This window comes from Paenibacillus mesotrionivorans, assembly GCF_046098205.1.
In the GTDB taxonomy this organism is placed as follows: domain Bacteria; phylum Bacillota; class Bacilli; order Paenibacillales; family NBRC-103111; genus Paenibacillus_AR; species Paenibacillus_AR mesotrionivorans.
In genome coordinates this window covers 256,452-269,865 of record NZ_JBJURJ010000006.1, presented here as the reverse complement: position 1 = coordinate 269,865, position 13,414 = coordinate 256,452, and the positions used below count along the sequence as shown (strand labels likewise).

Genomic DNA, 13,414 nt, shown 5'->3' with positions numbered 1-13,414 from the left:
ACACAGCGAGGAGCTGGTTACTGGGCTGTGGAGCACAGAAGTTCCGTTATATGTTGGCAAGCGGCCGCCGATTTTGGGCAGTGGCACAATATCACGTACTTGACTGCTGTGTCTGGCTAACATTTGCTCCCCTCGGAGCTTTCAGACACACCCTAGTTTCGTGGCTCATCATAACGGGTCCGGCCTGCGGCATCGACCAAGTGATTCAAGATAGGAGGCAATACATCTGTGAGTGTTTCCCTTTTGGCGATAGTGGCGCTGGTTGCCCTGTGGGGCCAGTCGGTTTTGTTCCGCCGGCGGGGGCTCAAGCGGCTGGATTACAGGCGCAAGTTTGACCGTGACTTTTGTGTGGAAGGCGATATGGTGGAGATGCAGGAGCATATTGTCAACGACAAGGCCCTGCCCCTGCCCTGGCTGCGTCTGGAAGCGCTGCTGTCGTCCAGCCTCCAGTTTGTCAGCCAGGAGAATCTCAGCATCGCCACCGGCGCACGGCTGCAGAACCACCGGAGTCTGTTTTCCCTGTGGGGCCATACCGAGGTGATCCGCCAGCACAAGGTCCGCTGTATAAGACGGGGCTGCTATGATCTGGAGACCGTTACCCTCAGCTGCGGGGATCTGTTCGGGATTTCCCAGTCGGTACGCACGGACCGGGTCAATCAGCGGCTTTTGGTGTATCCCCGCTCCGTCCCCGTGGAGGAGCTGCCTTTGCCCTGGCGGGGCTGGCAGGGGGAATTTGCCGTTAAGCGCTGGATGGTGGAGGACCCCTATCTGATGCTGGGGGTCCGGGAATACCGCAGCGGGGATTCCCTGCGGTCCATTCATTGGAAGGCCACTTCCCGCACGGGGCAGCTTCAGGTCCGGGAGCATGGCTATACCGCCGACCGGCGGTTGATGATTCTTTTGAACATTGCGGAAAAAGAAGACATGTGGGCTGAGGTAAACGAGGAGGCCCTGATGGAGTGGGGCATCCGCTGTGCGTTAACCCTGGTGGAGCAGGCGCTGGCGGAAGGGATGCCGGTTGGCTTCGGCTGCAACGCGCCGACTGTGGATGAGCCGGAGACCAGCATCCGGCTGGCTCCGGGAGCAGGCAATGTGCACCATAAACAGGTGCTGGATGCCATGGCCCAGCTGAAGCTGGAGCAGCAGGTGCATTTTGCCGAGTATCTGCGGCTGGAAGGGGAACGGCTGGAGGAATCCTGCGATTATGTTCTCATTTCCGCCTACAAGAGCCCGCTTCTGGAGGAGCAGATGCAGGCGCTGGAGGAGCAGGGCAGCAAGGTGCTGCTTTTGCCGCTGGAGCGGGAGCGTTTAGCCGGGGACAAGCATCAAGCGGACCAAGTCCGGCCCGGTTCTCCGGATGACCAGGCGCAAGCAGGCTGAGGACCGGGGGCAGAGGCTGTTACCGGGTTTGATTTACGTAAGTAGGGAGGTTGACCATGAAGACCGGCAATCCGTTTTTGGCATATGCAAAAAAAAGCTGGACCGGCATCGCTCCGGGCTGGCTGGAGCTGATATCCCTGTCTCCGGTGCTGCTGGGGATAGCCGGCTCGATGTATAACGGCAGCGCCTGGGCTTGGGGCTGGCTGGCGGGGTTGGCAGGCTACACCGTATGGGGTGCCTTATCGGCGGCGATACCTTTTTTGAACAGGCGGGGGCTGCTGATTCTCTGGACGGCACCCTTGGTGGTGGGCTGGGCGTGGCTCTTGCACGGCGTTTCGTATAACGCGCTGCTATCGGCGGTGGCGGGGGCTGTCCTGGCCATCCGGGCCGCAGGGGCCGTCCGCTCCGGCAAAGGCGAAATCCAGCCCATCTTTCCTTGGATGGGACTGGCCTTATGCGCCCCCTCCGGCTTTTATATCCACCGGGCCGAAGGGCTGGGCAGCTATTCCGACGGTCTTGCGGTGATTGCGTCGGTGCTGTTTCTGCTGGCGATCCTGATCGGTAATTCGTATTCTATGTCCGGGGGCGCTTATGGAGGAAGGGGCAGGAGTGCTTCCGCCCGCCACATGAGGCGCTTTAATCGGCTTCTGGTGGCCGTATTCGGCCTTCCGATTTTTCTTCTCTCCTTCTGGGGGTTGGTGGACGGCGCCATCGGCACGGCGGTGAAGGAAGCGCTGCGCTGGCTGCTGGGACTGATGGCCGGAGAACCGGTGGAATTGCCGCCGGAGCCGGCAGCTACACCGGGGCCGCAGCAATCCGGCCTGCCTGAACCCAAGGGTGACCCGGCCCTCATTTGGGTCATTCTGGAATACCTGCTGATGGTGGTCTTTATTGCAGCAGCAGCAGCCTTCGTTTATTACTGCGTCAAGGGATTGTCACGGTGGTTTCCGGGCTGGCTGAAACGCGTTGCGGCCTGGTTCGCCCGCAGAGGCAAAGGCCAGGCGGAGGACCCTGACCCGGGTTATGTGGATACGGTGCTGTCCACCCGGGAGGGGAAACCCGGCGGCGGCGGTCCGTTGGGACGGCTGAAACGCTTGTTCCAAGGCCGCCGCGAGGCCCGTTGGGAGGATCTCGCGGACAACCGCCAGCGGATGCGGTACCTCTATGCCCAGGCAGTGCGCCGGGCCGTCCGGGTGGGCTTCCGCTGGCAGGCGGAATGGACCCCGGCGGAAGCAGCCGCGGCAGCTGCCCGGGAAGCGGCCAAGCCGAAGCCCGGGCTGCAGGCCGCCGCTGCCGGACAGACGGCGGCGAAGCTTCTGGACCGGGAGCTGAGCGATGCCTACGAACGGGCCCGTTATGGCGGACAGGAGCCGGATGACGCAGAGGTGGCCCGGTTCCGCAGCAGGAGCACAGACAAATAAGCGTTTGGGGTCGCCGCCGCTCTACATTGTTCTGCCTTACACTGCTTTGCCATATGAATGATCTATGCCATTAATATCGTGATGGAGGGATACCCATATGGAATGTCCATGGTGCTATAAGGAGATGGAACCGGTCCATGACCGTTGTCCTCATTGTAAGACGGCCATTTTTTTGCCGGAGGAGGCCGTATTGGAGGCGGAGTCCGGGGAACTGGAGGGCAAAGAGACGGGGGAGGAGCGGGATCCCACGGATAGAGTGGAAGACATCATCGCCAGCCGCTTCCGGTGTACCAAGTGCGGGGGCAGGTCCAGCAGCATCCAGGAGGTGGCGATGACCGGAACGGGCTTATCCAAGCTGTTGGATATCCAGCATCATCACTACTTATTTGTTTCGTGCACGGATTGCGGGTTTGTGGAGATTTATGACCCGAATATTTTACGGGGTAAAAAATCGGGGGAGCTTGGTTCCACACTGGACTTTTTCTTCGGTTGATTTCTGATTGGCAGCCGGGCTTCTTTTGCCGGGGAGTAACCTGTTCAAGCTTTCGCCCATATCCTGATATCATGTACAGCTGCGAAAGAGCCGCTCTTACGTTCCCGTAATGAGCGGCTTCATGCTACAGGAGGGGGCGAAAACAGCGTGATTGAGGTTAAAGGTGCAATAGCAAACCAGCCGCCGGCGGGAGCGACTCCTGCGGAGACGGAGATTTTCTGGATGAAGGCCGGCCAACAGACCATGTACCGGTATGCTTCATGGGAGGAGCTGGGCTTTGAGCTCCGCACCAGGGTCCTGCTTACAGAGGCGGCTCAGGCCTTGCAGACAAGCGGAGCCCAATTTGCGGTGTTCCGGGATTCCCGCTGCAATCCCCTGTATTGGAGGCGGGATGAAAGGGGGGGCTTCCGGCTTCTGCCGAATGTGACCCCTGCAGACGGGATCCGCAATATTTTTCAGGAAGGGCCGCTGTATGCCTTTGAGTGTGCGACGGCCATGGTGATTGTGCTGTACAAAGGCATGCTGGACAGTCTTGGGGACGGGCTGTTTAACCTGTGGTTCGGAGGACTGCTTTTGTACGATTGGCACTATGATGAGGACCTGATGCTGGTGGATTCCAAAAAACCTCAGGATGCGGTGCCGGGAGATGTGCAGTATTTCAAGAATCCCGATGTTTCGCCGGACCACCCGGAATGGCAGGGGGAGAATGTGCTGCTGATGTTTAACGGTCTCTATTATGGACATGGCATTGGCATCAAAACGGGCGGGGAGATTATCGAGTCCTTAAACCGGAAGCGCCGTCCCTTCAGCCAGACCTCCGCTTATCTGATGGATATCGTGGTCCACCCGGATTACCCGAAGCTGTACCGCACCATAATCGGGGGAAGCGGTTGGAACCAGCCTCTCCCCGCACAATATGGCGGCAGCCCCTGGAATCTGCCCGGACCTATCGGGTTTCCGTCAGCGCAAAGAACCTCCGGGGGTGTGAGCTCATCGGAGCTGAGAGGGATAATGGCTAAAATCGGAAGGGACGCCTTCGTATAAAACGGGAAACATGCTGCTGCGGTAAAGCGGCGAGAAAGGTAAGTTGAAAGTGGGGGTAAAGGCGGGTTGAAAGTAGATTAAAGGTGGATGGAAGCGGGGGAAAGGGAGGGCGAAATTAGGTTGAAGGTGAGTTAAATATGCTGGCAAGGTGCCGTGAAATGCAAAAGTGCATCTATTTCTCCCGATAATAACCCGTCGCGGTCGCATCCTGCAAAAGTGCAGTTATTTTGCTTACTTCAGGGTCATTTCCCGTGTATTTAGAGAAATAACTGTACTTTTGCAGTTATACAGGCTGAAATCGGATGAACGGGTAGAAATAACTGCACTTTTGCAGTTGCCCAACGATATGCCTCCCCACAAATTACCCAGCCTATCGGCGCAACCCGCTAACTTAAGCTTTCTATTGGCTCATGCTGCTAACTTAAGCTACTCATCGGCGCAACCCGCCAACTTAAGCTGTCCATCGGCTCACCCGTTAACTTCAGCTGCCCATCGATGTATCCGCTGATCGGGCAGCCGCGAGGGTACGGCAGGCACCCGCGATAGAATTAAACAGTTACTTCCACTTCTCCAGCTCAGCCCGGATATTCTCCCGGGTCAGCTTCCGCCTGTGTAATGCCATACTCGGAGACTCCACATTGTATTGGACAATGCGTTTGTTCACCTCCGCCAGCTGTCCGTCAATGGATGGATCATCCGGTGCACGCTTCAACAGATGTGCGATATCCTCGATGGATTCCTTGATGGTCAGCCTTAGGAGCACCCAAGGGTGGGGGACGCCGGCCTGCTTCAGGATGGTGTTCATCACATCTCCTGTGGGCACCGTCAGGGGTTTGCCCTTGCCGGGCAGACGATCCAGACCGCCGCCGGCTACGAACTCCTCATATTTTTCATCCAGCCAATGGGCCACTTGGGTATGACCTGCGGAAACCGCGTCCTGATCCACATAGACTTCGGCAGGCAGCGGAATGGTCGGGCGTGGTTCGTTCTCCGGCAAGGATGCGGATTGGGCATGGCGGTGTTTGGGACGGGAAGGCCACATGGGCGCACCTCCTATATTCGCGCTTCTAGCAAGGAAAATGATGAAAAGCCGGGCCAGCCCCATTAGGCCGTGTTTGCAAATCCGCTTGAGGAGTTTGCAAGCACGCCCAAGGGCAGTCCCGGCTTTGTTGTATTCTTTTATTTGGCTGCAGAACCGGATAAAGTGGAATCCGCGGCACCAAGCAGCTCTTTGGCAAGCTGGACGCTTTCGGCTGAAGGCGGCTCCACATTTTCCAGAGCATACTTGTAGCCCAGGGTTTTCCATTTGTAGACACCCAGCTTGTGGTAAGGAAGAATCTCGATTTTCTTGACATTCTCCAGGGTCTTGATAAATTCCCCCATCCGCCGCAGATGATCCTCGCTGTCAGTCCAGCCGGGAACCAGCACGTGGCGGACCCATACAGGCACCTTGTTATCCGAAAGAAAACGGGCGAATTGCAGAATGTTGGCGTTGCTCCGTCCGGTAAGCTTGCGGTGGGCATCGTCGTCCAGATGCTTCAGGTCCAGCAGAACCAGATCCGTATACTGGATCAGCTCCTTCAGCTTGGCCTGAAATCCTTCTTCGGTGCTGTAGCAGCCGCCGGAGCTGTCCACGGTAGTATGAATGCCGCGGGCCTTGCACTTGCGGAACAGGTCAACCATAAAATCCATCTGGAGCAACGGCTCGCCGCCGCTGACGGTAATTCCGCCGCCGGAAGCTTCGATGAAAGGAAGGTAGCTTTCGAAATCAGCCATAATCTCATCCGTTGTCATCACCTTGCCCGTGCCGATTTCCCATGTATCTGCATTGTGGCAGTATAAGCAGCGAAGCAGACAGCCCTGGGTGAACACCACATAGCGAATGCCGGGTCCGTCTACGGTACCGAAGGTTTCAATGGAATGGATATTTCCCTTCATCGTATGCCGCCTCCTTTATGAACATCATCCCAAGCCGTCAGCATAGCATGCGTAAACCCGGGTGTCCAGTAGTCTATTTTGCAAAAAAATTCAAGTGTGCTTTCTTGCAGTCATTGAGATGTATTGCATATATGATGCAGCCGGATAAACCTCCCGGTTTGCGCCGCGGTTCCCCCCGGGGAAAAAATCCGGAATACGCACGCGGCGCATTCCGGGCTTTTCGAGGGCCTTCCGTTTCGTGTTGTTTTACAGGCTGCTGTGGAAGGTACGGTTGATGACGTCTTGCTGTTGTTCGCGGGTCAGCTTGATGAAGTTAACAGCATAGCCGGATACCCGGATGGTCAGTTGCGGGTACTTCTCCGGATGCTCCATAGCGTCCGTCAGGGTCTCGCGGTTGAACACGTTGATGTTCAAGTGGTGGCCTTGCTTCACGGCATAACCGTCCAGAATGGCAACCAGGTTTTTGATTTGAGAATGGTCATCCTTGCCCAGTGCATGCGGCACGATGGAGAAGGTGTTAGAAATGCCGTCTACGGATGCTTGGTAAGGCAGCTTGGAGACGGAGGACAAGGAAGCCAATGCGCCCTTCTCGTCGCGGCCGTGCATCGGGTTAGCGCCAGGTGCGAACGGTTCGCCGGCACGGCGTCCGTCCGGAGTGTTACCGGTTTTCTTGCCATACACCACGTTGGAGGTGATGGTCAGAATGGACATGGAATGTACGGAATCCCGGTAGGTCTTGTGCTTGCGCAGCTTGGTCATGAAGGATTCTACCAGTTGCACTGCCAGTTGGTCCACACGGTCATCGTTGTTGCCGTATTTCGGGAACTCGCCTTCGGTGGTGAAGTCTACAACCAGGCCGTTATCGTCACGGATGGTCTTTACCTTGCCGTACTTGATGGCGGACAGGGAGTCAGCCGCTACGGACAAGCCGGCGATACCGGTTGCCATGGTGCGCAGGATATGGGTGTCGTGCAGAGCCATTTCGATGCGCTCGTAGCTGTATTTGTCATGCATGTAGTGAATGCAGTTCAGAGTGTTGATGTACAGTTCGGCCAACCACTCCATCATATCGTCAAACCGCTTCATCACTTCGTCGAAGTTCAGGTACTCGGAAGTAATAGGAGCGAAGGTCGGGCCGACTTGAATCTTCAGCTTTTCGTCCACACCACCGTTGATGGCGTACAGGAGAGCCTTGGCCAGGTTGGCGCGGGCGCCGAAGAATTGCATTTGCTTGCCGACACGCATTGCGGATACGCAGCAGGCGATGGCGTAGTCGTCGCCGAACTCGTTGCGCATGAGATCATCGGACTCATACTGGATAGCGCTGGTTTTGATGGACATCTTGGCACAGTAGTCCTTGAAGCCTTCAGGCAGATGTGTCGACCAGAGCACAGTCAGGTTCGGCTCCGGGGACGGGCCCAGGTTGTCGAGGGTGTGCAGGAAGCGGAAGGAGCTCTTGGTGACCAGCGGACGGCCATCCATGCCTACACCGCCGATGGACTCGGTTACCCAGGTGGGGTCGCCGCTGAACAGCTCGTTGTATTCCGGAGTCCGTGCAAACTTCACCAGACGCAGCTTCATAACGAAGTGGTCAACCAGCTCTTGAGCTTGTTGCTCGGTCATGACGCCTGCTTTCAGGTCGCGTTCTACATAAATGTCCAGGAATGTGGAGGTGCGGCCCAAGCTCATGGCAGCGCCGTTTTGTTCCTTGATGGCAGCCAGGTAACCCAGGTACAGCCATTGGAAGGCTTCCTTGGCAGTTTGTGCCGGCTGGGACAGGTCGAAGCCGTAAGCCTTGCCCAGCTTCTTCAGCTCGCTCAAAGCGCGGATTTGCTCGTTCAGCTCTTCACGCAGGCGGATGATGTCATCGCTCAGGGTACGCAGGCCAGTGTTGGAAAGGTCCTTCTTTTTCTCGGCGATCAGGTGATCGATACCGTAAAGAGCAACGCGGCGGTAGTCGCCGATAATCCGGCCGCGGCCGTAAGCGTCGGGAAGACCGGTGATGATGGCGGCCTTACGGGCCAGCTTCATTTCGTCGGTATAGGCATCGAATACGCCTTGGTTATGAGTTTTGCGGATGTCGGAGAAAATACGGCTGACTTCTTCACTTACCTTGAAGCCGTAGGATTCGCAGGCTTGCTCTGCCATGCGGATACCGCCGAAGGGCTGCAGGGACCGTTTGAAGGGTTTGTCAGTTTGAACGCCGACAACAGTTTCCAGGTCCTTGTTCAGGTAGCCGGGGCCGTGGGAGGTAATAGTGGAAACCACCTCGGTATCCATATCCAGCACGCCGCCGTTATCCCGTTCTTGCTTCGAGAGATCCATGACTTGCTTCCACAATTGGTTGGTTGCATCCGTGGCTGGTGCCAGGAAAGCATCGTCACCTGTATATACAGTTACGTTTTGTTGAATAAAGTCTCTTACGTTAATTTCCTTTTCCCATGCGCCGCCTTGGAATCCGTCCCATTGTTTCATTGCGGTCACCCTCCCGAAAACAGATAATTTAAATTATTGATACAGTTCTTATGACTATAGAATAATACGGTTTAGCTGTTTTGAAAAGAGGTCATTCGTGACGTATTTGTGAAAATCATTACAAATAACGAATTCTTCGAATCAAAAGCAAATCCTTGAGGCGCAAGGGTGGAAAAATAAGGTTGTGAAAACGGTCACAAAGTCCTCAAATAGATTTTTGACAAGTTTCGTCATTCCCATGGAAATGAAACAGAATTCAGAAAACAGTATAACAGAAAGACACAGTTGGAGGATGAAAGCGCATAGCTTGGGTAAAATGATTGAATAGTGTGACAATTGTTAGATACTGTGATTAATATCATACCACAAAGCAGGCATTCACTAAAGAGTATTACCCGCTCCGCCTGGCCTTTACACATCCGTTTACCGGGGCGCAAGCCAATAAAACCCCTGGTATGGGGGCCAGGGGTGCCGTTTGTAGGGTGGGGAGGGCGCCGCGGCCTTGGAAGCAAGCAGTTACTCGCGGGCAAGCGTACGGATTAGCGGTAGGGGTAGCGAACGCGCGAGCAGTCGCAACGTGATGGCGAGTAGTCGTGATGAGTTGGCAGACAGACGTGCGGATGCGCGAGCAGTCGTAACGTGATGGCGGCAGGTGTACGGTCTTGCAAGTCGGCGTAACGGACGGGAGAGACCTTATTTAGCGGAAAATTGCGTTTTTGGGGAACTTACGGACTGGAGAGAACTTATTCCTCCCCAAAACCCTGAGCAGGAGAAGGAAAGTGCCAAATAACGGCTGTGGTGTCCGTAAGATTTGCAAAAGGCAGGTTTTAAGCTAAATAAGATCCATGGTGTCCGTTAGATGAAGGCAGGCAGGCGGGCGGGAATCGGTTGGCGGCAAAACTCACTTCCCGGACAAACTTCTAGTGCCTATGGATAATGCGTCCCCAAAGTGCCTTCTCATAGTACCTGCCCCGCACATTCCAGCTTTACGAAATTTCCCCGCTCCACAGGCGCCGCATTTCCTCATTGGAATCCAACAGCTCCGCCAGCGTTCCTGAGGCGTGGAGCCGGCCGTCTTTCAGGAGCAAAATCCGGTCGGCATGCTGCAGCACCGCCTTGCGGTGGGAGACCACCAAGCATGCGGCCTTGCGCCCGGCAAACAGCCGCTCCCACAGCTTCTGCTCCGTCTCCACATCCAACGCGCTGGACAGGTCGTCGAACACATACAACTCCGCCTCCCGGGCAAACATCCGCGCGGCCGCCGTACGCTGGGCCTGGCCGCCGGAGAGCTTCACGCCCCGGGGGCCGATGACCGTGTCCAGCCCCAGATGCAGCTCCTCCACGTCATGCTCCAGCACCGCCGCGTGCACCGCCTCCTGCAGCCGTCCGCCCTCGTTGGGCAGGCCCAGGAGGATATTTTCCGTTAAGGTGTCGCTGTACAGCCGGGGCACCTGCGGGGTATATGCGCTCACCGGCGGGACGAAGAAATTACCCGGGTCCTCCACCTGGTGCCCGTTCCACAGCACCTGTCCGCCGTCGGGAGGGAGCAGCCCAAGCAGCGTGCGGACCAGCGTGGTTTTGCCTGATCCGATCCGGCCGGTGACGACGGTGAAGGAGCCCTTTTGCAGTGTAAAATCAATCTCACTGATTCCCCGTCCGGTCGCAGGATACATGTACGTTAAACCCGCCACCTTCAGCTCGTCCAGCGCCAAACCGGCAGCCGCGGCGGACCCCTTAAAGGCAGTGCCGGGCACCGCCTCCGACGCAATCTCAGCAGGTCCAGGCATCTCTCCGCGCAAATAAAGCGGGGCCTTGCGGATAAGCTTTTCCCCGGACGCCCCTTGGAGCAGCGCTCCCATCCGTTCGGTGGAAACCGTGCTTTGTTTGTAGTAGGTCAGGAACTTGCCGAAATTCTGGATGAAGGTGGTGACGAAATTCAGATAATAAACGAACAGCGCAAAATCCCCCACCTGGAAGGTGCCGTTTTGCATCTTTTGTCCGGCCAGGATCAGAATGAAGCCTGTTCCCAGATTCACCGTGTTGGAAAAAACCGAGTCCAGCGCCTGACTGAACAGCTTATCCTTCAGCATGGACTTGCGCCGGGTATCATTCAGCTCCCGGAATTGACCGATTACCCGGTCCTCTGCGCCTGCCACCTGGATGGCCTGGACAGAGGTGAACATCTCACTGATGGCCCCCGTCACCTGGCTGGTGGCCTCGCGGCTGGCGGCACGGTACTTTTGCAGCCAACCGGTGGAAAGCTGGGCCAGTGCCACAACCACAACCAGAGGCAGGAATACCCACAGGGTCATTTGGGCATCGATCCGGGCCAGGATATATACGGATACCGCGGCAAAAAAGATCATGCTGATGGCGTCAACGGACCAGCTGACCGCTTCCTCCACCTGCTCCACGTCGTCCCGGAACTGGCTGATGGCTTCACCCGGCGATCCGGGAATGGCTTTGGCCCCCGGCTCCCGGAGAATATGCTCCAGCATATTGCGGCGTAAGAGTCCCGCAGCCCGGAAGCGGAAGTGGACGTCGGAGAGGAAGCCGACGAGAATGGCGGCGACCCGGGCCATAGCCGAAGCCAGCAGCAGAGCGATGACCGTCGCCACATTAAAGCCGGTGGTCGATGCCCCGGAGAGGATATCGAAGAATTCCTTGGTAACCAAACCGGGGAGAATCGGCACCAGCGTGATGAGAATCCAGTTGAACAGGTTCCAGCTGTACAGCCAAGGCGTATAACGGATGAGTCCCATAAAAAGCCGGAAGGTGCTGAAGCGCCGGTTTCCGGCTGCGGTTTGAGCGGATGTTGCTTTCATTAGACGAGCACCTCCTCGAGTCCGGCTTCCATCACCCGGCTGAACCGGGAGCCGGGATCGGCCAGCAGCGCAAGCCGTTTGCCGTGTTCGGCGATCCGCCCGTCATCCAGCATCAGAATATCATCGGCCCGCTGGATGGTGGAGAGTCGGTGGGCGATGATGATGCAGGTGCGGTCCTTCAAAAGCCTGTTCACTGCACGCTCCAGCAGCTGCTCAGTGGCTGGGTCCAGCCGGGAGGAGGCTTCGTCCAGCACCACCAGTCCCGGGTTCTTCAGGAATACCCGGGCGAAAGCCAAGAGCTGCGCTTCCCCTGCGGATAAACCCCCGCCTCCGGATTCCAGGAGGGTGTCGAGACCCTTGGGCAGGGAGGCTAGCCAGTTGCCAAGCCCCAGCTCCTCCAGTACCTGCCGGATCAGGGTGTCGTCAATGCTGGAATCGTAGAAGGTCAGGTTATCCCGGACCGTTCCTTGAAAAATCTCAATATTCTGCGTAACGAAGCCGATCCGGCTGCGCAGATCATGCAGGTGCACCTCCCGGATATCCGTATCCCCCAGAAGAATGGCTCCTTCCCCGGGATCATAGAAACGAAGCAGCAGCCGGGCAGTGGTGGACTTGCCGCTTCCCGTCCGGCCCAAAAGCCCCAGCACCTTCCCCGGCTCGAGCCGGAAGTTCAGTCCCTCCAGAGTAGTGTTATCCTCCTCGTAGCCAAAGGTAACGCTGCGGAACTCCACCGACAGCGCCCCCTCCGGAAGCAGTCTGCCGCTGTCGCCGTCCCGGATCAAGGACTCGGTCCCCAGCAGCTCCCGGATCCGGGTGATGCTGGCATCCGCCTTCTGCAGATCCTCCAGCTGCTGGCGGATTTTTTCGATGGGCTGAGCCAGGAGCTCCGTATAGTGAAAAACCATATACACAGCGCCGATGGTAATGCTCCCTTGTCGCCACAGATAGGCGCTGATGCCGAAGGCCATGGCATTCCCCAGGGCAAATACCACAATGGCGGTGATCCACATGGCGGCGAAGCCGAAAAACGCCCGGATGCGGATCGGCAGCCAGGTGCGCAGCAGGCTGTGGAAACGATGCAGCACATAGGCAGTGGCTCCATTGGCCCGGGTATCCTCGGTGCCCTCCAGATGCTCTCCCAGAAACCCGTAGAATTCGGCGCTGATCTGGCGCATTTTGGTCCACATGGGGGCGGCGTAACGCCGGATGCGCTGGATGACTGTCAGGGCGAAGATAACGAAAATGGTCATCACAGCGCCGATCAGAACATTTTCCCGGAACAGCAAAATCAGGATACCGGTCATCAACACCATATTGCTTAATAGAAGAATAACGAAGTTGGAAAAGAAGTTGCCCAAGGCATTAATATCCCCGTCTACCCGTTCGATGATGGACCCGGAGGTATGTTTCTTGTGAAAAGACATATCCAGCTTCAGACAGTGGGCGGCTACCTCGCTGCGAAGCTGGTTGGTGGCGGTCCAGCCCACATTTTCTCCGATGTAGGCAGCGATGACACGGACACCCTGGGTCAGCACGGACAAGCCGATAAACCACAAGGCAGCCTGCATCAGCTTCTCACCGCCGTGGCCCGACTGGGCCGTGTCGATAAAATACCGGATCAGCTGGGGGCTGATCAGCTGCATGGCGATGCCAGAGAGTAGCAGCAGCCCAAGAGCGGTCATGGCGGGCCATTGGGGGATCAGGTATTGCGCCAGAAGCCCCGCATACTCCCGGAGGGGGAGCTTGAATTTTGGTTTCGATGAAGACATGTGGAACAATCCTCCCGGTTATGATGACGCGAAAACCAGCCGACTGTTACCCCGTGCTGGGGGCAGCGG

Annotated in this window: 9 protein-coding genes; 4 read left to right on the top strand and 5 right to left on the bottom strand. The window is 57.0% G+C overall.

Annotated elements, in window-relative coordinates; genetic code table 11:
* The first annotated feature begins 228 nt into the window (after positions 1-228).
* The 4 genes from ACI1P1_RS11170 (at position 229) to ACI1P1_RS11155 (ending at position 4,338) form a co-directional block, all read left to right on the top strand.
* Positions 229-1,380, top strand: coding sequence for a DUF58 domain-containing protein (locus ACI1P1_RS11170; protein WP_416216464.1), 1,152 nt, complete (start codon positions 229-231; stop codon positions 1,378-1,380).
* 56 nt (positions 1,381-1,436) lie between these two features.
* Positions 1,437-2,801 (top strand): DUF4129 domain-containing protein, encoded by a 1,365-nt coding sequence (locus ACI1P1_RS11165; RefSeq protein ID WP_416216463.1) that lies wholly within the window; start codon positions 1,437-1,439, stop codon positions 2,799-2,801.
* 97 nt (positions 2,802-2,898) lie between these two features.
* Entirely contained in the window at positions 2,899-3,294 is a 396-nt protein-coding gene (locus ACI1P1_RS11160; RefSeq protein ID WP_416216462.1) for a zinc ribbon domain-containing protein, read from the top strand.
* Between the two features lie 147 nt (positions 3,295-3,441).
* Entirely contained in the window at positions 3,442-4,338 is an 897-nt protein-coding gene (locus ACI1P1_RS11155) for a protein-glutamine gamma-glutamyltransferase (RefSeq protein WP_416216461.1), read from the top strand.
* Positions 4,339-4,894: 556 nt separating this feature from the next.
* Here ACI1P1_RS11155 and ACI1P1_RS11150 read toward each other — a convergent pair.
* The 5 genes from ACI1P1_RS11150 to ACI1P1_RS11130 all read right to left on the bottom strand — a co-directional run bounded on the left by ACI1P1_RS11150 (position 4,895) and on the right by ACI1P1_RS11130 (position 13,345).
* Positions 4,895-5,380 (bottom strand): DnaJ family domain-containing protein, encoded by a 486-nt coding sequence (locus ACI1P1_RS11150; protein ID WP_416216460.1) that lies wholly within the window; start codon positions 5,378-5,380, stop codon positions 4,895-4,897.
* Positions 5,381-5,517: 137 nt separating this feature from the next.
* Positions 5,518-6,276 carry a pyruvate formate-lyase-activating protein gene (gene pflA / locus ACI1P1_RS11145; protein WP_416216459.1) on the bottom strand — a complete coding sequence of 253 codons (759 nt, stop codon included), beginning with the start codon at positions 6,274-6,276 and terminating at the stop codon, positions 5,518-5,520.
* Positions 6,277-6,522: 246 nt separating this feature from the next.
* On the bottom strand, positions 6,523-8,751 hold the full coding sequence (gene pflB / locus ACI1P1_RS11140) for a formate C-acetyltransferase (protein WP_416216458.1): 2,229 nt from the start codon (positions 8,749-8,751) through the stop codon (positions 6,523-6,525).
* Between the two features lie 986 nt (positions 8,752-9,737).
* Positions 9,738-11,576, bottom strand: a complete 1,839-nt coding sequence (locus tag ACI1P1_RS11135; protein ID WP_416216457.1) for an ABC transporter ATP-binding protein — start codon at positions 11,574-11,576, stop codon at positions 9,738-9,740.
* On the bottom strand, positions 11,576-13,345 hold the full coding sequence (locus tag ACI1P1_RS11130) for an ABC transporter ATP-binding protein (RefSeq protein WP_416216456.1): 1,770 nt from the start codon (positions 13,343-13,345) through the stop codon (positions 11,576-11,578). The genes ACI1P1_RS11135 and ACI1P1_RS11130 overlap by 1 nt, the downstream gene beginning before the upstream one ends.
* Between the last annotated feature and the right edge of the window lie 69 nt (positions 13,346-13,414).

Bases quoted from the DNA above. Each gene is read 5' to 3' on its own strand.
- ACI1P1_RS11130 (WP_416216456.1), bottom strand. From the start codon at position 13,345: ATGTCTTCATCGAAACCAAAATTCAAGCTCCCCCTCCGGGAGTATGCG.
- ACI1P1_RS11150 (WP_416216460.1), bottom strand. From the start codon at position 5,380: ATGTGGCCTTCCCGTCCCAAACACCGCCATGCCCAATCCGCATCCTTG.
- pflB (WP_416216458.1), bottom strand. From the start codon at position 8,751: ATGAAACAATGGGACGGATTCCAAGGCGGCGCATGGGAAAAGGAAATT.
- pflA (WP_416216459.1), bottom strand. From the start codon at position 6,276: ATGAAGGGAAATATCCATTCCATTGAAACCTTCGGTACCGTAGACGGA.
- ACI1P1_RS11160 (WP_416216462.1), top strand. From the start codon at position 2,899: ATGGAATGTCCATGGTGCTATAAGGAGATGGAACCGGTCCATGACCGT.
- ACI1P1_RS11165 (WP_416216463.1), top strand. From the start codon at position 1,437: ATGAAGACCGGCAATCCGTTTTTGGCATATGCAAAAAAAAGCTGGACC.
- ACI1P1_RS11135 (WP_416216457.1), bottom strand. From the start codon at position 11,576: ATGAAAGCAACATCCGCTCAAACCGCAGCCGGAAACCGGCGCTTCAGC.